Source organism: Alteromonas sp. G5_S2_22_S1 (genome assembly GCF_054968525.1).
Map to the genome: position 1 here is coordinate 166,598 of NZ_JBQKUJ010000004.1, position 20,370 is coordinate 186,967.

Annotated in this window: 20 protein-coding genes; 7 read left to right on the plus strand and 13 right to left on the minus strand. The window is 46.4% G+C overall.

The annotated features are described in order from the left end of the window. Positions 1 to 305: 305 nt before the first annotated feature. Together ACTRWF_RS06735 and rarD are read left to right on the plus strand one after the other, a co-directional pair. Positions 306 to 1,643, plus strand: a complete 1,338-nt coding sequence (locus ACTRWF_RS06735; protein WP_012516717.1) for a magnesium transporter — start codon at positions 306 to 308, stop codon at positions 1,641 to 1,643. Positions 1,644 to 1,830: 187 nt separating this feature from the next. Beyond that, the gene (rarD, locus tag ACTRWF_RS06740) at positions 1,831 to 2,745 is read left to right on the plus strand and encodes an EamA family transporter RarD (protein WP_080652882.1); all 915 of its coding nucleotides are present in this window, start codon (positions 1,831 to 1,833) and stop codon (positions 2,743 to 2,745) included. Positions 2,746 to 2,770: 25 nt separating this feature from the next. On the opposite strand, the gene ACTRWF_RS06745 is transcribed toward rarD, so the two are convergent. Then, on the minus strand, positions 2,771 to 4,051 hold the full coding sequence (locus tag ACTRWF_RS06745) for a GGDEF domain-containing response regulator (protein WP_012516719.1): 1,281 nt from the start codon (positions 4,049 to 4,051) through the stop codon (positions 2,771 to 2,773). A 42-nt stretch (positions 4,052 to 4,093) separates the two neighbouring features. Then, the gene (gene uvrD, locus ACTRWF_RS06750; protein WP_012516720.1) at positions 4,094 to 6,265 is read right to left on the minus strand and encodes a DNA helicase II; all 2,172 of its coding nucleotides are present in this window, start codon (positions 6,263 to 6,265) and stop codon (positions 4,094 to 4,096) included. A gap of 428 nt (positions 6,266 to 6,693) precedes the next feature. On the opposite strand from uvrD, the gene cysE reads away from it, so the two are divergent. After that, on the plus strand, positions 6,694 to 7,500 hold the full coding sequence (cysE, locus tag ACTRWF_RS06755) for a serine O-acetyltransferase (RefSeq protein WP_012516721.1): 807 nt from the start codon (positions 6,694 to 6,696) through the stop codon (positions 7,498 to 7,500). Between the two features lie 90 nt (positions 7,501 to 7,590). Here the strand turns inward: cysE and ACTRWF_RS06760 are convergent, their stop codons facing one another. The 8 genes from ACTRWF_RS06760 to ACTRWF_RS06795 are packed head-to-tail and all read right to left on the minus strand — an operon-like array spanning position 7,591 to position 13,917. After that, positions 7,591 to 8,331 (minus strand): HAD-IA family hydrolase, encoded by a 741-nt coding sequence (locus ACTRWF_RS06760; protein WP_024015502.1) that lies wholly within the window; start codon positions 8,329 to 8,331, stop codon positions 7,591 to 7,593. Between the two features lie 21 nt (positions 8,332 to 8,352). Beyond that, on the minus strand, positions 8,353 to 9,273 hold the full coding sequence (xerC, locus tag ACTRWF_RS06765; protein ID WP_012516723.1) for a tyrosine recombinase XerC: 921 nt from the start codon (positions 9,271 to 9,273) through the stop codon (positions 8,353 to 8,355). 5 nt (positions 9,274 to 9,278) lie between these two features. Next, entirely contained in the window at positions 9,279 to 9,974 is a 696-nt protein-coding gene (locus tag ACTRWF_RS06770) for a DUF484 family protein (RefSeq protein WP_012516724.1), read from the minus strand. Beyond that, positions 9,971 to 10,801 (minus strand): diaminopimelate epimerase, encoded by an 831-nt coding sequence (dapF, locus tag ACTRWF_RS06775; RefSeq protein ID WP_012516725.1) that lies wholly within the window; start codon positions 10,799 to 10,801, stop codon positions 9,971 to 9,973. The genes ACTRWF_RS06770 and dapF overlap by 4 nt, the downstream gene beginning before the upstream one ends. 35 nt (positions 10,802 to 10,836) lie before the next feature. Continuing rightward, a complete protein-coding gene (lysA, locus tag ACTRWF_RS06780; RefSeq protein ID WP_012516726.1) occupies positions 10,837 to 12,087 on the minus strand; it encodes a diaminopimelate decarboxylase in 1,251 nt (416 codons plus the stop codon). Continuing rightward, the gene (gene lptM / locus ACTRWF_RS06785; protein ID WP_231125109.1) at positions 12,087 to 12,284 is read right to left on the minus strand and encodes an LPS translocon maturation chaperone LptM; all 198 of its coding nucleotides are present in this window, start codon (positions 12,282 to 12,284) and stop codon (positions 12,087 to 12,089) included. Before lptM ends, lysA begins: the two co-directional genes overlap by 1 nt. Positions 12,285 to 12,335: 51 nt before the next feature. Continuing rightward, positions 12,336 to 13,403, minus strand: a complete 1,068-nt coding sequence (locus ACTRWF_RS06790; protein WP_015065947.1) for an MJ1255/VC2487 family glycosyltransferase — start codon at positions 13,401 to 13,403, stop codon at positions 12,336 to 12,338. 1 nt (position 13,404) lies between these two features. Then, positions 13,405 to 13,917 (minus strand): phosphatase PAP2 family protein, encoded by a 513-nt coding sequence (locus ACTRWF_RS06795; protein WP_071950502.1) that lies wholly within the window; start codon positions 13,915 to 13,917, stop codon positions 13,405 to 13,407. Between the two features lie 351 nt (positions 13,918 to 14,268). Between ACTRWF_RS06795 and rraA the strand changes: the two genes are divergently transcribed. Then, a complete protein-coding gene (gene rraA / locus ACTRWF_RS06800; protein ID WP_071950503.1) occupies positions 14,269 to 14,754 on the plus strand; it encodes a ribonuclease E activity regulator RraA in 486 nt (161 codons plus the stop codon). 132 nt (positions 14,755 to 14,886) lie between these two features. Here rraA and ACTRWF_RS06805 read toward each other — a convergent pair whose 3' ends face one another. The 3 genes from ACTRWF_RS06805 to mpl form a co-directional block, all read right to left on the minus strand. Continuing rightward, the gene (locus tag ACTRWF_RS06805) at positions 14,887 to 15,693 is read right to left on the minus strand and encodes a S1/P1 nuclease (RefSeq protein WP_015065949.1); all 807 of its coding nucleotides are present in this window, start codon (positions 15,691 to 15,693) and stop codon (positions 14,887 to 14,889) included. A gap of 2 nt (positions 15,694 to 15,695) precedes the next feature. Further along, positions 15,696 to 16,328 (minus strand): flavin prenyltransferase UbiX, encoded by a 633-nt coding sequence (locus ACTRWF_RS06810; RefSeq protein ID WP_012516732.1) that lies wholly within the window; start codon positions 16,326 to 16,328, stop codon positions 15,696 to 15,698. Positions 16,329 to 16,401: 73 nt separating this feature from the next. After that, positions 16,402 to 17,760 carry a UDP-N-acetylmuramate:L-alanyl-gamma-D-glutamyl-meso-diaminopimelate ligase gene (gene mpl, locus ACTRWF_RS06815; protein WP_015065950.1) on the minus strand — a complete coding sequence of 453 codons (1,359 nt, stop codon included), beginning with the start codon at positions 17,758 to 17,760 and terminating at the stop codon, positions 16,402 to 16,404. Between the two features lie 313 nt (positions 17,761 to 18,073). Here mpl and ACTRWF_RS06820 point away from each other — a divergent pair, with 313 nt between their 5' ends. The 3 genes from ACTRWF_RS06820 (at position 18,074) to ACTRWF_RS06830 (ending at position 20,364) form a co-directional block, all read left to right on the plus strand. Next, positions 18,074 to 19,051, plus strand: coding sequence for a class 1 fructose-bisphosphatase (locus ACTRWF_RS06820; protein WP_015065951.1), 978 nt, complete (start codon positions 18,074 to 18,076; stop codon positions 19,049 to 19,051). Between the two features lie 163 nt (positions 19,052 to 19,214). Further along, positions 19,215 to 19,745: an inorganic diphosphatase gene (gene ppa / locus ACTRWF_RS06825; protein ID WP_024015508.1), complete on the plus strand. Its 531-nt coding sequence runs from the start codon at positions 19,215 to 19,217 to the stop codon at positions 19,743 to 19,745. 133 nt (positions 19,746 to 19,878) lie between these two features. Then, positions 19,879 to 20,364 carry a DUF3299 domain-containing protein gene (locus tag ACTRWF_RS06830; RefSeq protein WP_462835283.1) on the plus strand — a complete coding sequence of 162 codons (486 nt, stop codon included), beginning with the start codon at positions 19,879 to 19,881 and terminating at the stop codon, positions 20,362 to 20,364. Positions 20,365 to 20,370: the final 6 nt, after the last annotated feature.

Genomic DNA, 20,370 nt, shown 5'->3' on the forward strand with positions numbered 1-20,370 from the left:
CAATTTAAAAAACTAGACTAAAATTCAGCGATAGCCTTTCTCATCAGGCACTTGTGTTACCTGGTGGTATATTTAATGAACAAAACTAATAAGCAGAGTAAATGAAATACGGTGCTATAATTCGCAGCGCAGTATGCGGGTGACTTGCAGGATGAAATTGCATCATGAAAAAAGCGAACATATTGCCTTAAGCACAGGTACCTATATGCTGGCGTAGGGTGCTTCTTAGCGCGTGTAACGCCGCCTTGTAGCGCCAAAGCTCGACAAGTGCAAGTGATGTGAGTGGTATCAACGGGAGATGTAGCATGGCAGAGCCATTACCAGATTTAATTGAAGAAATTGTTACCGACAGCATGGGTGATGACCCCGCCACCTTATTGGCCGCGTTAGCCGGGCAAGACGAAGTGTATATCGCATCGCTACTTGAATCTTTGCCTGTAGAAAAGCGTTTGGCGGTGTGGGAAGGTATACCTCGCGACCGCAAACTCGATGTGCTTGTTGAGATGCGTAGCGACCCTCGTGAAATTCTCATCGACAATACACCACATAATGAATGGGCCTCCATTTTTGCTGATATTGATGCCGAAGACTTGCTTGAGCTTCTCGACTCATTGCCAAAGCGACTCGTTGATATGGCTTATGAGTCTCTCGACTCAAAAGAACGTAAGTATTTTAGAGAGGCCACTCAGTTTTCCGATAATCAAATAGGCCACTGGGTAAATCACGAACAGTTGGTGCTGCCTTCAAACGCTAAAGTGCGTGAGGGGTTGCGCTTGCTTAGGCGAGATGTTCCCCAGCATTGTGACAGCATCTTTTTGGTTAACCGTTCAGGGCAGTTTTCGGCGTTAGTTAAAATAAACCATTTGTTTACGGCCCAAGATCACGTGTCGCTTTTCGATTTGTCAGAAGAGAATGTAACCACGATCCAAGGCGAAGACGACACCATGAACGCTTCGTTGCTGGTACAGCGCTCTGGGCTTGCTTCGCTGCCGGTCGTTGATGAAAATAATAAGTTGCTGGGCCGCCTTGACGTGTCTTCAGCGAGTGAACTGGTGAATGAATTTTACGAACGCCAGGTAATGTCATCGGCGGGTATGGATGAGGATGAAGATTTATTCTCGCCGGTTGCTAAAAGTGCGAAAAACCGTGCGCTATGGCTAGGCATTAACTTGCTTACTGCTTTTATGGCCTCGTGGTTTATTGGTTTATTTGAAGGCACGCTGCAACAGGTTGTCGCGCTTGCCGTGCTTATGCCGGTGGTGGCGAGCATGGGCGGTATTGCCGGTAGCCAAACGTTAACCCTTATTGTACGGGGCTTAGCGCTCGGTCAGGTCACACCGGCTAACTTACGGGCTCTAATGGTAAAAGAGCTGAAGGTAGGCGGCGTGAACGGCGTGATTTGGGCCTTGGTGATTGGCGTTGTCGCGTACTTTTGGTTTACTGACGCCATGTTAGGGGTGGTTATTTGCCTGGCGATATTGTTCAACATAGTCGCGGCGGCACTCGCGGGTGTGTTTGTGCCTGTCATCTTAGATAAATTAAAAATAGACCCTGCGCTATCAGGCTCGGTCATTCTTACTACAGTAACCGATATCGTTGGCTTCGTGGCGTTCCTTGGTTTGGGGACCCTCTTCTTACTTTGATGTTGCGTCATTTATCGCGGCGTCGTTAACCGCTTCAGAGACGGTACAAGGATGTACTGAAGGGATAACGTTGTTATGCCGCTTGCTATACTCCCTTTGCCGCATAGGAAAGCGGTAAAGGTTGTGTATTGAACAAACCTGATAAACAATACGCGCCTTCTTACCCTTTATGTCTTTGGAGCCAGCCTTGTCAAAGCAAGCCAGTGCCGCTCAAGTCGGTGTTATTTGCGCTATTGCCGCATACAGTATGTGGGGCGTTGCGCCTGTTTATTTCAAGCAATTGATGGTGTTGCCGGCAGCTGAAATCCTTATGCATAGAGTGATATGGTCGGTGGTGCTGCTTGTTGGTTTTATCGCTGCGTTAAAGCAATGGCCTAAGGTTGGTGCAGCCTTTCGCAATAAACGGGTTATGCAAATCTTGTTCGTTGCCGGGCTGTTACTCGGGGCTAACTGGCTTTTATTTATCTGGGCGATTAATAACGACCACATCTTGGATGCCAGTTTAGGGTATTACATTAACCCGTTAATTAACGTGTTTTTAGGGCGGCTTTTCTTAGGTGAGCGGTTACGCAACTTACAGCGTGTTGCGGTTGGGCTTGCTGTTGTTGGCGTTGCCATTCTTATCTTCTCTTACGGTCATGTACCTTGGATTGCCTTGGTGCTTGCTGGCAGCTTCAGTGTATACGGCCTGCTCCGTAAGCAAGTGGCGGTAGACTCACTGCCTGGCCTTTTCATTGAAACCTTGATGTTATCGCCGTTAGCGATTATCTACTGGCTATTCTTTGGTTCTGAATATAGCAACCTATTTAATAATGACGCCACGCTAAACACCCTTATCCTAGCGGCTGGTATTGTTACTACAGCGCCATTACTCTGTTTCACAGCGGCAGCAAGGCGCATTATGTATTCAACGCTAGGCTTTTTTCAGTATATCGGGCCAACGCTTATGTTCATTCTGGCGGTATATCTATACGGCGAGCCGCTAGAAGAGTCTAGACTGGTTACCTTTGGTTTTGTATGGATAGCGCTTATCTTATTTAGTGCCGACTCATTGGTGAATTATCGCAGTCAGCGCAAGGCGCAAAAGCGCTTTGCAGAATAGGTGCTAAAAAAAGCAGAGGTCTTGGCTAAAGCAGTGAAGCTTGTTCTTGATAAGACGCCCCTGGCGCTTCGCACTTTACTTGGTTTCTGCCATCGTGTTTTGCCGCGTAAAGCTGTTTATCGGCTAAGCTTAAAAGCTTATCTACCCGTTGGGTATGGGTGCCACTCACGCCAATGCTGCAGGTAACTTTGATATCGGTCTTAGGAAGTTGAATAACTTCGGCTTCTACCACTTTTCTGAAATCTTCTAAGCGTTTGCAGGCGTTCTCTAGTGTTATTGACGGCATGTAAATACAGAATTCTTCGCCGCCAAATCGAGAAATAATTTCGTCAGGGAAATAAAATTCAATTAGCGCTGCTATGGCCTTTAGTACGATATCGCCCGCATCGTGACCATGGGTATCATTGATTGATTTAAAAAAGTCTAGGTCGATAAGGGCTAGCGCATGATTTTCTAGCAGCTTTTGGTGCTGAACCGTTACCATGTAAAAGAAATGACGCCTATTGGGCAGCCCCGTTAAATAGTCTGTATTGGCAACGCGACGAATCTCTTCCACACTTTCAATATACTCAACGTTTTGCATAACCCGGCATAAAAACTCTTCGTGGCAGTAAGGCACACGCAAAAAGTCATTTGCGCCGCTTTTGATGAAGTGGGCCGACATCAACATACCTTTGCCTCCGGCTACTCCCATAATAGCTAGCTGCTCTTTCGAAAAGGCTTTGCGAAGACTAGAAACAAAATGTGTCCCTGTCATGTCGGGAAGTGTGTTGTCGGTAATAACCAGGCGCACATTATTGTGCTCCGACAAACACTGCATTGCATCGGTGGCGGTTAAACATTCAAAAGCGATAAAGTTATGGCGCTGAAGCAGTGAGACCGTTTTCGTTCTTAGTACTCGATTAGTACTTACTACTATTACGCCGGTAGACTTATTTTTTTCGAGTCGGCCAATAAGACGATTTAAGTAATCGTAGTTTTGGGAATTTTCTTTAGGGATATAATCGACAACATCACGTTCGAGGACTTTGTCGCGAATGGCGCTGTCCAAACTCTCGGTAGTGGCTATGGTGGGGATGAAGGATTTCACCGTAAAGTCGATAGCCTCGCCTTTACGGGCATCAGGTAGAGAATACGCTACAATGGCGCACAGAAACGTTTCTGGCGCATCTTTTTGCGAAAAACGCGCCTTACCTTCTGTTAATGAGGTCGCGCCCACGGGCGTAAGGCCCGCGCGACGGACTAATTTCGCAATCAGTTCAAGGTTGCCTTCACCATTTTCAAGGATCAGCACGTGTTGCTGCATACATTTCAACTTAACGTTAGGCTACCTTGCCAATGAATAATTTTACGCTTTCTCCAGCTTTGCGTAAGCAAGTACTAGCCATTTGCTGCCAAACTCGTCAAAGTTTACTTGAACGCGGCCGTGCTCACCACTTCCTTCATAGTTTAGAACAATCCCTTCACCGAATTTACGGTGAACCACACGCTCACCTAAACTAAACCCGGTTTCTTCAAAGCTTGCATGCGACGTCGCCTGACTAAAGCGATTATGCACTGGGCGGGAAATCGTCGATTTTAGCCTTACTTCTTCCACGCAATCAGAGGGCATTTCGCGAATAAATCGAGACGCCGTATGGTATTTGTCTTGACCGTATAATCGGCGACTTTCGGCATAAGTGATATACAACTTTTGCATAGCCCTTGTCATACCAACATAGCAAAGTCGGCGCTCTTCTTCCATTCGGCCAGGCTCATCGTTGGTCATCTGGCTAGGGAACATGCCTTCTTCAACCCCTGCTAAGAATACCAGTGGAAATTCTAGGCCCTTAGCCGTGTGAATGGTCATCATTTGAACGGCATCTTGGTCTTTATCTGCCTGAGTTTCCCCCGCTTCTAAAGACGCATGCGCCAAAAAGGCAGCAAGAGGCGTCATTTCTTCGGCCTCTTCTGGCACGATAAAGGTTTTACAGGCGGTAACCAGCTCTTCCAAGTTTTCTAATCGCGCTTGTGCTTTCTCGCCACGCTCTGCTTGGTACATGGCGTATAAGCCAGATTGTTTAATGGCTTTATCTGCTTGCTGGTCTAGTGGCTCATCTAACGTGGTCTGTTCCAGTTCAGTGATAAGCAATACAAAGCTTTGCATTGCGTTTAGCGCGCGACCTTTAAAACCGCCTTCATTAATAAGCAGCTGACAGGCTTGCCACATAGAACAGTTATGCATGCGCGCGGCGTCACGCACCTGCGATAGGGTTTTCTCGCCAATACCTCGACTTGGTGTGTTTACCACGCGCTCAAAGGCTGCGTCGTCGTGGGGATGGCTAACCATGCGTAAGTAGCCTAGGGCGTCTTTGATTTCTTGGCGTTCAAAGAAGCGCAAGCCGCCGTAAATGCGATAAGCGAGGCCTTCGTGAAGTAAGGCTTCTTCTAGAACACGAGACTGGGCATTGTTTCTATATAAAATTGCCGTGTCGCTAAGGGCATTGCCTTGGTTAAGCCAATCTTTAATTTTCGACACGATAAAGCGGGCTTCGTCTAACTCGTTGAACCCCGCGTAAACAGAAATGAGTTCACCTTGTGCGTCTTCAGTCCAAAGTTCCTTACCCAAACGGCCTGTGTTGTTGTCGATAACCGTGTTGGCGGCCTTAAGAATATTGCCCGTAGAGCGATAATTCTGTTCAAGGCGAATGGTGTTTGGCTTATTAAAATCTTTAAGGAAATGCTGAATATTATCTACGTTTGCACCACGCCAGCCGTAAATTGACTGGTCGTCGTCGCCAACAATCATAATATTGTTGTCACCGCCACTACATAGCATACGAAGCCATGCGTATTGAATGTTGTTGGTATCTTGGAATTCGTCAACCAGTACCGCGCGGAAGCGGCGCTGATAATGGGCCAATACTTCGGGGTTTTTCGCCCACAGTTCGTGAGCACGCAAAAGCAATTCCGCAAAGTCAACTAAGCCTGAACGGTCACACGCGTCTTGGTATGCGGCATATACCTCTCGCATGGTTTTTTGAATATGATCGCCATGAGTTTCAATGTGCTGAGGACGTAAACCTTCATCTTTATTACCGTTTATGTACCACTGAATTTGTCTAGGCGCCCAATGTTTTTCGTCTAAATTCATGGCCTTTAGAATTCGGCGAATTAAGCGATACTGATCGTCTGAGTCGATAATTTGGAAGTTCTCAGGCAGGTTGGCTTCAGCGTGGTGCGCGCGCAGCAAACGGTGTGCAAGGCCGTGGAAAGTACCAATCCACATATTGTGCAGGCTGCGGCCCATCAAAGATTCAATACGGCCACGCATTTCCTTTGCTGCCTTATTGGTGAAGGTAACGGCCAATATTGAGAAAGGCGCGATGTTTTCGACTTCCATCAACCACGCTATACGGTGCACTAATACACGGGTTTTTCCGCTCCCTGCGCCCGCAAGTACTAAAGCGTTAGACAATGGGGCTGCTACTGCTTCACGCTGTTTGTCGTTAAGCTCGTCTAGCAGTCGAGATACATCCATAGTGTGGCACCTGTTAGTTGATAGTGTTATACATTCAGCAGCGGGCTATTATGCCATCTGCCTGTTAATTTATACAGTCCAGTTTTGCTGCCGGCTTCCAGCGCGCACGTGTCTGCTGTGAATCGAATGCTTATTGAAACAATGCCGAGGTAAGAATGCATGCTTATAAATAAGCTACATTGTTTCAACGTTGGTTATAACGGTTATTAGCTATAACGAATTAATTCGATAAATTGATCGAATTGTGCGCTCGGGCGGTATCTCATTGGTATTGAATCGTCTAAAACTCAGGTAAACTTTCACCCTGAATTCAGCTTTTTTGCATTTTACTGCTAAGCCCTAACACGTTTTTTGTAGCAGGCGTTTAGCTATGCTTACAGTCACAATTTCCAGTACACGAGACTTTCATACATTAACGGGACATGCTCATGACCGCACTATCTACGCCCATCGATTTTTGGTCGACGTTAAAACAAGAAGCGCAAGTTGTTGCAGACAAAGAGCCGTTGCTGTCGAGTTATGTTCATGCCAGTGTACTGGCGCACCACAACTTTGAGTCGTCTTTAAGCTTTATTTTGTCAAATAAAATGGCTGATGACGTTATGCCTGCGCTGGCAATTCGCGAAGTGTTCGACGAAGCTTACCTGCTTGAGCCCGGTATCAGCGAAGCGGCCAGTGCGGATATACTGGCGATCAAAGCGCGCGACGCCGCAGTGAATGATTTTTTAACGCCGCTACTGCACTTTAAAGGCTTTCACGCTGTTCAAGTTCACCGCATGGCCCATTACCTTTGGCTTCACGGTCGACATCAACTGGCCTTGTTTCTACAAAGCCGTAATTCAGCAAGCTTTGGGGTGGATATTCACCCGGCGGCCCGCATAGGTAAAGGGGTGATGTTTGACCATGCTACCGGCATTGTTGTGGGTGAAACGGCGGTAGTTGAAGATAACGTGTCTATTTTGCAAAGCGTTACCTTAGGCGGTACGGGTAATGAGTCTGGTGATCGTCATCCTAAAATTCGCCAAGGTGTGCTGATTGGCGCAGGGGCTAAAATCTTGGGCAATATCGAAATAGGCGAAGGTTCAAAAGTCGGCGCAGGAAGTGTTGTCCTTAACAATGTACCTGCCCATGTAACTGTGGTGGGCGTACCTGCGAAAGTTGTTGGGAGACCTGTTTGTGAAAGCCCTTGTGAATCTATGCGCCAAAACGTATTAGAGGACAACTCCCACGTTTGATACCCCTCTAATATTGGGGGGCAGTGTACTTTAACGCTGCACCCCTTTTGATTCGGGTAAATGTACTCTGACCCTCACCGCTTTTATTTGCTATAGAAAATGCGTTAACTCGCTAAGATCATCTAATGCCACATGAGGCAGCACGCTAACAGGCTCATTGTGTAAGGTCATTGGTCTGTTACACGCAAACCACGCAGCCTGATACCCGGCGTTAATCGCACCGTAGACATCTTTAAATATATTATCGCCCACATGCAGTATGTGCTTAGGCGCTAAATTCAACCGTGCTGCGGCTTCATCAAACATATGCTGTGCGGGCTTCATGGGGCGCGACGTGCTGGCATGCAATATGGTATCGAAATAGCTATCAATACCTATTTTTTCAGCGTTAACATTTCCGTTTGTAATGCCAATTATCGGTAAACTTTTACTGACTGCTTTAAGGGCGCTGTGAACGTCCTTGGCTAGGGTAAAGTCGCTTCTTGCGTCGTAGAAACAATTAAAACAAGCTTCTACTGCTTGCGTTAGCTCGCCTTCTTTTTCCAGCTGCGTTGTTATCTTGTCTGGCGCGGTGTTAGAGAGTGCTGCTGTGAGTACTACGCGGCGCAACTGACCCATATCTGACGCTAAGCGTTTGTCTTTAGCAATGGCCGCACGCTTCAGTGACAGCCAGTCGCTAGCGGAGAGTGCTGCGGCATGTTGATGGTGCTTTGCAATGTGTGCTTCTAACGCTTTTTCGGCGCGGCGGATAATAGGGTCGTTATTGTAAAGGGTGTCATCAAGGTCGAATGTCATGGCCTCGACCTTATTGATAGACCTAAAAAACTGCATGGTTACAACCTTAATCTAGCTTTATTTTTTATGCGCCCGGGGGTGAGCTTCATCGTAAACATTGGCGAGATGCTGAAAATCTAAATGGGTATAGACTTGTGTTGTCGACAGGTTCGCGTGCCCTAAAAGTTCTTGTACCGCGCGCAAATCACCACTGGACTCTAATACGTGTGTCGCGAAGGAATGGCGCAGTTTGTGAGGACTAACTTTTTGCGACAGCGAGTGCTCTTTAGCCATTTTGTCGAGTCTATTTGCCACTTGCCTGTTAGAAATGCGGGTTTTGCGTTTGCTAACAAATACCGCGCTCTCATAAGGCGAAGCGTAAGCAGGTCGCACTTTAAGCCATGCGTTTAACGCTTTTTGTGCGTGACGACCTAACGGTAAAATGCGTTGCTTACTCCCTTTACCCATAACTTTCACCGTACCGTCTTTAAGGCAGTCGGCCAAATTTAAGCCGGTTAGTTCGCTTAAACGCAATCCGCAGCCATAGAGAAGCTCAAACATCGCCACATCGCGAAGCTGCATTCCTTCATCTTCATCGCTGCTTTGAGGCGAGGCATTGAGCAACTGCTGCATTTCATCAACACTCAATTGCTTAGGGAGCGGCTTGCCTTGTTTAGGGGCTTGAATACCTTCTACTGGATTGCTGAAAAGCTGTTGATGTTCAATAAGGTATTGGCAGAATGTGCGAAGGGCAGAGAGCCGAAGGGCAATACTTCGAGGGCTATGTCCCGACATTTTAGCGTCGGCCATGACCCGTTTAATATCGCTTGGCGTTAAGCCTGACCATTCGTACAAACCCAATAGTTTTGCAACTTCAGTTAACTGGCGTTTATAGTTTTTAATGGTGTGAAGAGATAAGCCGCGCTCAACCTGAAGGTGAAGCAGAAATTTATCTAGCCATTGTTGGCAGGGTTCGCTAATAAGCGCGTCCGTAGACACGGCACTTAATATCCCATCATTTCAGGTAGTATGATATTAAGCACCTGCTGTAGTTGCTGTAGCAGCAGTGTATCCATATCAGGCGTAAAGTGGCTGGCGTCGCTACTGCTAATGCCTAAAATACCTAAATCGCGGTTATCACCAAGTAGCATTAGCGCTACAGATTCCGCAGGACTTTCTCCAAAAAGAAGTTGACGTTCATGCTGAGATAGTCGGCCGAAGAAAAAGTTGGTGTTCTTGAAGCGCTTTTCGGTGAACAGGCGCTGCTGCAACTCAGGAATAGCATGGGGGCCTTTGAAACTTTTGATTACAGCAGATGAAAGCTGTAAACGCTCTTGCAATACATCTTCTAAGGTAAACTGTACTTCAGCTACGCTTTCACAGCGCAGTAGCTGTACGTTTAAATCGGTATAAACGCGATAAATTTTTTCGTTTTGCTTGGCGATGGTTACCAGTTGATTGAGCTTGAAATTAAGCTGCCTTACTTTTTGTCTCAACTGGTCACTTTGAATTTCAACAAGCGAAACACTGCCTTTGTGTTCATGGGGAAGCTTAATTTTTTCGAGAAGGTCTGGGTACTGAGCAAAGAACTCGGGGTTTTCTAACAAAAACGCGTGCACATCTGTACTCGACAATGTAGAGGTGTCGTTAAATGGCTCAATAATTTGCGTGGCGTTAGATTGCCCCGATAAGTCGTTCATAGATTTATGTGTCCGTCATATACGTGTTCGGCAGGCCCTGTCATTTTTAATACATTATCTGGACCGGGCCAGCGTATACGTAAACTGCCCCCGGGTAAGTCTACCCGCACGTCTTTACTTAATTTACCCTGTATTTGACCAATTGCAACTGCTGCGCACGCACCGCTTCCACAAGCAAGGGTTTCACCCGAACCACGCTCAAATACTCTTAGCTTAATATGCGAGTCGTTGATGATTTGCATAAAGCCTACATTCACGCCTTCTGAAAAGCGTTCGTGCTTTTCAACTAGCGGGCCAATTTCAGCGACGTTGGCGGTATCGACATCGTCAACTTCCATTACGCAATGAGGGTTTCCCATTGACGCTGCGCCAATGAATAAGGTGCTTTCGCCCACGCGTAAGATATAGGTATTTTCTTGCTTGTTGGCTTTAAGGGGAATGTTAGCCGGTTCGAACTCTGGCTTACCCATATTGACGGTAACTTGCCCGTCTTTCTCTAGGTAAAGCACCATTTTGCCTGCTTTGGTACTCACTACAATTTTGTTGCGGTTTATCAAGCCCTTTTGCTTAACAAAGCGCGCAAAGCAACGTGCGCCATTACCGCACTGCTCTACTTCAGAGCCATCGGCATTGAAAATACGATAATGAAAGTCTTGTTCAGGATCGTAAGGCGGTTCAACCATCAACAGCTGGTCGAAGCCGATACCGAAATTTCGGTCAGCCAGTTGTTGGATTTTTTCTTTAGAGAAAAATACGTTTTGAGTAACGTTATCAATTACCATGAAATCGTTACCCAAACCGTGCATTTTGGAAAATTGAACCTGCATTAAACGCGCATCTATCTTGTTAGTTTGTCTCTAGTTTACGGAAGTTTATGCTCACCTTGCCAGAGATCTTTTTGTTTTTCTCTTTCGCGGACCACAATGGCTTTGTCACCATCTACCATAATCTCCGCTGGGCGGCAGCGGCTATTGTAGTTCGACGCCATAACAAAACCATAGGCACCGGCACTGCGAACTGCAAGTAAATCGGTGGGCTCAATGGCTAATTCACGGTCTTTGCCTATAAAGTCACCGGTCTCGCACACTGGGCCTACCACATCGTAGGTGTGTAGTTTTGCGGTGCTTTCTTCTTTTACCGGGATAATCTTTTGCCACGCTGAGTAAAGCGCTGGACGCAGCAGGTCGTTCATTGCCGCATCGACAATAGCAAAGCTTTTCTCTTCGCCTTCTTTGATGAACTCGACCTCGGTGACTAAAATACCAGCGTTGGCGGCAATAGCGCGGCCCGGCTCAAGGATAAGTTTGAGATTCTCTCTGCCGACCATTTTTTCAGCCATGGCTTGTGCATAGGCTTTAGGGTGGGGTGGCTCTTCATCGTTATAAGTCACGCCCAGGCCGCCGCCCACATCTAAATGTTCGATGATGATGTTGCGCTCGGCAAGCTCATCAATAAGCACAAGCAAACGCTCTAACGCATCTACGAAGGGACCTATTTCAGTTAATTGAGAGCCAATGTGGCAATCCATTCCTACTACATTCAAATTTGGAAGCGATGCCGCTAGTTCATAAGTCGCCAGTGCGCGCTCGCGCGCTATTCCAAATTTATTGGCTTTTAAGCCAGTTGAGATGTAAGGGTGTGTCTTAGCATCTACATCTGGGTTAATACGCAAAGAAATAGGGGCTTTTACGCCTACTTCACCAGCCACTTCATTAATGCGGTGTAATTCAGGCTCTGACTCTACGTTAAAGCACATAATGCCTTGCTCTAACGCATAGCGAATTTCGTCGTGCTTTTTGCCTACGCCGGAAAAAACCACTTTGCTAGCGTCGCCACCGGCTTCTATAACGCGGGCCAGTTCACCGGCTGAAACAATATCAAAACCTGAACCCAGCTTCGCTAATACACTTAATACGCCAATATTAGAGTTAGCTTTAACGGCATAACAAACCAGGTGAGGGTGCTCACCAATGGCATCGTTAAAAGCGTGCCAATGACGTTCTAACGTGGCTCTTGAATAAATATAAACCGGCGTTCCGTGCTGAGCTGCAATATCAGAAACAGCGACCTCTTCAGCGTGAAGCTGACCTTGGCTGTAGGCGAAATAATCCACTAATTCTGCTCTCCAGAGGTAGGTGCGGGGAATGTGTTGTTTATGTCAGAAGACGAATCAGCGTCTGCGTTTTCAGAGGGCGCTGGTTCAGCAGGGGTGTTTTGCGCAGGCGCTTCAGGAATATAGAGCGCCCCTTTGTAACCACAACCACCTAATGCCGTGAGCGTTAGCAAAAAAACAACTGACTTTTTAAGCACGAAAAATCCCGCGAAGAATACGATAAATGCCGCTATCATCGCATTGCGGTGTTAAATTGCAAGAGCCAATAATCGTTCTTGTGTTTTATCACCGTATTGAACGTTTTTCCAAAGGGCATCACATAAGCGTTGGGTGTCAGAAAAGTCTCTGCGTTTAAGCCAGTCAATGAGGATGTTCGGGTTATCTGGAAACGTAATTGCTTCGTTTGCTGGTGCTTCCAGCCACTCTTCAACAATGTCAGTATCTAACTGAAAAAGCGTTTGGCACAAGTCCAATTGGTTAAGCGTTAAAACGTTAGATAGCTGCTCAAACTGTCCGTGTAATGGCTTAATTAGAAGCTTTTTGCCCAGTTGCAGCGCTTCACTTGATAGCTCAAAGCCACCGTTTGCAATGACACCACTACAATGTTGCAAGGCCTTCTGAAAATGTTTCTTCGACGTGGGGTGCCAGTGAATGTGACCTGCCTCTTTAACGTCTTCGATATTAGGATGGAAGCACTCAAACACTTGGTCGCTCAATGGCTCAAGCATTTGCTGTATATCTTCTATTTCCTCGAACGGTAAGTAGACCAGTACATGTCCGTTGCCCGAGGTTAGCGCTGGTTTTTCTGCCACAAACGGCGGAATGATAGGTTGGTTGAAGTGGTACCAATGAACACCTAATTGAAGCTCCGTAGGGGCGAATACCTTCATCAACAGGGCGTCAAAAATCGTATTGCCGCTTTTGGGAACATCGTAAGCAAACGCTGCTTGGTGACTGATGGATATTGAAGGTAACCCTTGGCGCTTAGCGGCCCATGCGGTGACAGGTTCAAAATCATTAACCAATAAATCGTATCCGCTGGTATCAAAGGCTTTAGCGTCTTTTAGAAGCTGGCTAATATTCGCTTGTTTAACTGTGGCCCATTTGTCAACGCGACCGCCTTTGGTGATAAAGCTCAGCCCGGTGAAGGTTTGATAGTCACCAAATACATCCATGTCGAAATACTTTTCTGGCGCACGGCCAGTAAAAACAAAATCTACGCTGACATCGTCGCGTTCGGCGAGGGCGGCAGCCATAATTCGCGCACGCGCAATGTGTCCATTTCCGGTGCCTTGCACACCATACAATAATTTCATACTACCCCAGAATGTAAATACTCAATGTCGCTATCGTGCAGCCAAGTAAGGTGCCGGCTATGACATCAGATGGATAGTGCACACCTAACAACACTCGTGATAAACCAATCAGCGCCGCCCAACTATATGCAAGCACAGCGAAAGGAGGGTAATAGTGCGCAATAATTGAAGCCATTAGCGTCGCTGCTGCAGTATGACCGGAAGGCAATGAAAACTTATCCGACGGTGTGACATGTGCCGTTAAATTCATTAGAAAATCGCAAGGGCGCGGGCGCTTGAACATTTTCTTAAGCAGCACATAAATAGGTAATTCAAGCGCATAAGCCATCAGCGCTGTATAAAGGAAGAGCTCTCCGTGCTCAGGCTCGAAAGCCCATAGCAGCATACCGATAACAAAATACAGATATCCATCGCCCGTTTTCGACAGCCAAATAATACTGCGGCAGTCTCTTTTCTGCGTCAGTCTATAAAGGCGATAAAATAAGTTAGTATCGTACTTGGTCAAGGATTTCATCAACATCGCCTTGTCCCCTATCGGTTAATTACTGTACAGGCTAAAGTTTGTCTGTGACCAGTGGGTGACGAAAAAAAGAAACTTTTTTGACAGCACGCTTCTTCTCACTCTCCATTACAGCGCTTTTTAAAACTACAGATTGGTGTGGTTAAAAGCTAAGCAAAATACGTGCTCATGTGATGGCTTAAAGGTCTACTTCATGAACTTTATTGATGAATGGTAAAAATTCGACGAAAGGCGTTAAATCAAACGTTTGCATCACCACATTTAATGCTATGCTAGGTCAAGAGGTGCAATTAGCGCTTTGTTTTCAACTAATTTTAGTCTTCTCAATTTTAGTAAGGCAGAACAATGGAATACAACACATCTGAATTATGCGATTTGTTTGCTGATAGCGTGGACGTGGTAGACCCGATTTTCGCGAGCTTTGGCGGCAGGTATTCCTTCGGTGGCGAAATAACCACGGTTAAGTGTTTTGAAGATAGGGGGCTTATTGATCGCGTGCTTGCTCAGCCTGGTGCTGGAAAAGTATTGCTTATCGATGGTGGTGGCTCAAGTCGTAGGGCTTTGTTTGATGCATCATCTGCTCAGGTTGCTATCGACAATGATTGGGAAGGCGTAGTTATTTACGGCAGCGTACGTGAAGTGGATAGCCTGGCAGAACTTGATATAGGCGTATTAGCGGTAGCTGCTATTCCTGTGAATGCCGAATGCGAAAGTATTGGCGAAGTAGACCTGCCGGTGAATTTTGGTGGCGTGACATTTTTGCCTGAAGACCATCTTTATGCCGATAGCACAGGCGTTATTCTTTCTCCTGAGCCGCTAGATTTAGATTAACGCTCGCACGCGAGAAGACGCTAGCTGCTTTGAAAAACAAAGAAATAGAAACGGAGGCATCATGCCTCCGTTTCTATTTCCGCCTACCACTATTTAAGCGTGGCCTGCGCCGGTATACCTGATGTGAAACTACTAATTTGATTCGTCAAACACTTGGTTCAGATACATAGCAATGCGAATGCCCGCCATTTGTAAACGCTTTTTAGCGGTAGGCAAATGGTTGTACAAATAATCGTAGCTCATGTTATTCGCATCTTCTGGATAAATGGTATCGCGAATAGCGGTGCTTTCTTCAATCCACACCATAGGGTCGGTGGTTGCCCAACTGCGAATTTCTTTTGTGCCTATCGTTTTTGTTAGCCATTGTGTCCATTCTGAGTAAGACAAGTCGCGCTGGTCTAGCATTTGCGAATCCCAAACGCGGTGAAGATTAGAGTCTTGCCAGAAGAAACGCACTTTTACGTCGTTGCCACCACGGTCAGTGCCGTTGCCTGCGTGAAGAGGTTGATGAAGATCGCCAATAATGTGTACGATAAACTGAAGTGCTAAGCGCTTTTCTTCAACACTGGCTGCGTCGCTTTTTAGGGTTTCGGTAAATTGCTTTAAAGCGGTAACCGCATCACCTTGTTTAGGTGCACTTACTTCATTATACGTTGTGCCCTCAGGCACAGTCACATAATGCCAAGGGCTAGCTGTTTTTTGCCAAAATTCGCTGGGGTTCGAGCGCATTTCATCTGCATGGGTAGAAGCTTCTGCTAACGAGCCATGAGGCAGTAGTTCCATAAGTGCGGCTTGTGATAGCGGGCTAAGGTACTGCTCGGCGATAGCGCCGGTTACTCGGTGGCCCGTTTGGCCCCAGCCAAAGGCGGGTGAAGCAACGCAAAGTGTTAAAAGGGTGCTCAGCGCAACAGCGCACGTCCTGTTTGCAAACGCGAACATGGTTATACCTCTGAATGTTTAGACGATTGGTAGCCCCACCTGGCGACAAGAGATTGTTCTATGCCAAGATGGTCAAGTATACGCGCCACGACAAAGTCCACTAAGTCTTCGATAGTTTTCGGATTGTGATAGAAGCCTGGCGCGGCGGGCATAATAGTAGCACCCATTTGCGAAAGCTTGAGCATATTTTCTAAATGGATAGAAGAAAGCGGCATCTCACGTGGCACCAATATAAGTTGCCCTCGCTCTTTAAGCACTACGTCAGCCGCTCGCTCAATCAAGTTGTCGCTTGCGCCAATACTAATGGCCGATAAGGTGCCGGTTGAGCAGGGGCATACCACCATTTTCGACGGTGCGGCTGAACCTGAAGCCACAGGAGAAAACCATTCCTCTTTACCAAATACTTTGATTTGATCGGGCTTAGCATCGCAGTGTTTGCTAAAAAAAGCGGCAGCATCTTCAGGACGCGCTGGAATTTTTACGTCCTCTTCGGTAGCAAAAACAACCTTCGCGGCTGAAGAGATAAGAACAAATACTTGATAGTCAGCATTAACCAGTGACTTCAATAGCGTAAGTGCGTACGGCGCGCCAGACGCGCCCGTAATAGCAAGCGTAACTTGCTTGTCGTGTTTCATTACATTGCCTCTGTAGGCACTACGTCTGAGTATTAGCTTTTTTAGCTGTAGCTAATTTTAAGACTCGTGCTTTCTATAATTTAAATTTCGACGCTAAGGCATCTAAAATTCGGCCGTGGATCCCTTCGAAACTGCCGTTACTCATCACAAGTATGTGATCGCCTGGTTGTGCTACGTTGCAAACGCCCTGAACGATCTTCTCTACACCTTTGAAGCACTGAGTTGGCGCGTTACTGTGAGCAACCGAGTCAACTAGCGACCAGTCCATTCCCTCTGGTTCGTAAAGGTAAACCTCATCTGCTTTTTGCCACGAATTTGCTAATGTATCTTTGTGAATGCCCATTTTCATGGTGTTTGAGCGAGGCTCTAGCACCGCCAAAATTCGCGCATTACCCACTTTTTTGCGAAGACCATCTAACGTGGTGGCTATCGCTGTAGGGTGGTGAGCAAAGTCATCATAAAGCGTAATACCATTTACCTCGCCTTTTACTTCCATTCTGCGTTTAACATTTTTAAACAGAGATAGCGCGTCAATGGCATCCGTTAGGGTGACACCTGCGTGATGCGCTGCGGCAATCGCCATCAGCCCGTTGTCTACGTTGTGTTGACCAACGAGTGACCAGTTAACGGTACCCATTATAACGCCGTTATGTAGAACGTTGAATTCACTGCCGTCTTTATTCAGCAGTTCTGCGTTCCACTCTTTACCCAAAGATTGGCGCGAGGACCAGCAGCCTCGTTTAAGCATATCTTCAATAGAAGGCTTGTTATTTGGGGTAAGTATTAGGCCGTTTTCAGGTACCATTCTCACTAAATGATGGAACTGGGTTTGAATGGCCGCAAGGTCAGCAAAGATATCGGCATGGTCGAATTCAAGGTTATTGATCACCAAAGTCTTAGGGCGATAGTGCACAAACTTAGAGCGCTTGTCGAAAAACGCACTGTCGTATTCATCGGCCTCGATAACGAAAAAGGGGCTGTCACCCACGCGTGCCGACACACCAAAATTCTCAGGAACGCCGCCAATCAAATAGCCTGGGTTAAGGCCCGCGTGTTCTAAAATCCACGCAACCATGCTGCTTGTTGTGGTTTTCCCGTGAGTACCTGATAGACCAATCACCCAGCGATCTTTAAGCAGGTTATCCAGCAGCCATTGGGGGCCGCTAGTGTAGGGTAGGTTTCTATTAAGTACGTATTCCACCGCTGGGTTGCCACGGGACATGGCGTTACCAATCACCACCATATCAGGCGCTGGGTCAAACTGGCTTTTACAGTAGCCTTCGGTAAGCTCGATGCCTAATGCTTCTAACTGTGTGCTCATGGGTGGATAAACGTTTTTATCTGACCCTGTAACTTTGTGGCCTAGCGACTTAGCAATGGCGGCGATGCCACCCATAAAACTTCCACAAATGCCTAAAATGTGTACATGCATAGCGCATTCTCTATGAATTATCATGTTGTTGGCGATACTGTATCAGAACCTCATGGCGTATAGATAATTCAATTTTCTTCACCGAGTTAATGCGTTAACCCTTTATACAACACAGCGCTAAAAAAATTTCACAACATTCAAACTGGTATGGTGTGTGTATGACATTTTACTGGTGTGTTCCACTTAACCAAGAACACGGTTACAATCTAACCACAGGTGACTTCCACCTGTGTGCTTTCAGTTAAAAGCCAGTAAGGAAAGCTGAGCAACTGTAAGTACAACACCCTACACACGAAAAAAAGGCTTACACTTAATGAAACGTTTAAATTCCCAATTGCAACAAGACGGTGCACCGCTTGAGTTAATTTTACTCATTCGTACACTGCTAGCGGGCTGTAAAGAAATTTCTTTCCGCGTGAGTCAAGGCGCACTTGCTGGCGTGCTCGGTTCAACCCTTTCAGAAAACGTACAGGGCGAAACACAGAAAAAGCTCGACGTTATCTCTAACCACATATTAAAAGACACGCTTAGGGAATCTGGCTACGTTAAAGCCATTTCGTCTGAAGAAGAAGATGATGTTGTGCCTTGTGATCCTGAAGGTAAGTATTTAGTTAGCTTCGACCCGCTTGATGGTTCGTCAAATACCGAAATTAATAGCCTTATCGGTACCATATTTTCTATTACCCATGCGCCGCAGTGGATGAAACCAGACGACCCGTCGGCATTTCTACAGCCTGGTACGCAAATGGTTGCGGCAGGTTACGTGCTTTATGGCCCATCAACCATGCTTGCATTGACCACAGGTCGCGGCACGCATATTTATACCCTTGATAAAACCCACGGTGGTTTCCTGCTTACTCACCCAAATATTCAGGTGCCAGAACAAACCTCTGAGTTCTCGATTAACGCGTCGAATCAGCGTCACTGGGAACCGGCAATGCAGGCATACATTGCCGATCTTCTTGCAGGTAAAGATGGCCCTCGAGGCAAAAACTTTAATATGCGCTGGGTAGCGGCAATGGTGGGGGATATTCACCGCTTGCTATGTCGTGGCGGCATTTTTATGTATCCGTTTGATAACAGAGACCCGTCAAAGCCGGGTAAGTTACGTTTGCTGTATGAAGCCAACCCAATGGCGTTTTTGATGGAACAAGCCGGGGGTAAAGCGGAAACCGGCACCGGGCGAATTCTAGAAGTAATGCCTGAAGAAATTCACCAGCGTGTACCCTGCATTATCGGCTCTAAAGACGAAGTTGATATGTGCTTAAGCTACAACGACAACGGGAAATAGCTAAAAAATGGCCCTGATGGGCCATTTGGTTTTTAAAAAGCAGCAAAATTTAACTAAAAATAAAGAGATTAGTACGACATGGGTCGTAAAGCGTTTTTATTTTGCCGCTGTCACCGTATACTTATGACCAAAATTTTTAATCTATCATTGAAAGGACCTAAGAATGAGCTTGAGTGCAATTTCTGCTGGTAAAAACGTACCAGACGAAGTAAATGTGATCATCGAAATTCCAGCGCACGCTGACCCGGTGAAGTACGAAGTAGATAAAGACTCAGGTGCACTATTTGTTGACCGCTTTATGGCAACTTGCATGCACTATCCAACAAACTACGGTTATGTAAACAACACATTGTCTGAAGACGGTGACCCAGTTGACGTTCTAGTGATGACACCATTCCCACTACTTGCGGGTTCTGTTATCAAATGTCGTCCAGTTGGCGTACTAAACATGACTGACGAGTCTGGTAAAGATGCAAAAGTACTAGCGGTTCCTGTAGACAAGCTTTCTACTATTTACCGTGACGTTAAAGAAATTACAGACGTACCTCCGCTTCTTCTTAAGCAAATTGAGCATTTCTTCGAGCATTATAAAGATCTTGAAGAAGGCAAATGGGTGAAGATTGACGGTTGGGCCGACGCTGCAGCTGCAAAAGAAGAAATTACCGCAAGCATCGCGCGTTTCGAAGCAGAATAATTCACGCTGCTTTAAATTGATGATACAAAGGGCTGGTGTAATACCAGCCCTTTTTGTATGTGGTCTAAAAATGAAGATTGATAAAACTAGGCATCACAACAGAAAGCTAAACCGATACCTGAAAGAGACCAGTATGTACCACCTGAAACAAACCGTGACCTCATTATTTGCCGTACTTATGATTGTTGTAACATTCAGCACTTTGGCAGAAGAAGCACCTATTGAAGTGTACTGGGAAGACCTAGTGCCAGAGGGATTTAATGAACTTGCGCCGCCTTCTGTTCAGCACAATGGTGAAATGAGCCAGCTTCAGCCTGACGCGCCGGTTGTCGACACCTTTGACGGTAAACGGGTGAAAATTCCGGGTTTTGTTGTGCCGTTAGAAGGTACGGCCGAGCTAACCACTGAGTTTTTACTTGTTCCCTATTTTGGCGCCTGCATTCATGTACCACCGCCGCCGTCTAATCAAATAGTGTACGTAAAATTTGAAGAAGGTGTGCGCATAGATAACATCTACGACGCGATCTGGGTAACCGGCGAATTATCGACTGACGGTTGGAAAGGCGATATCGCGTCTGTAGGTTATCGCTTAACGGGCGAGGCAGTAGAAGGGTTTTAGAAAAGC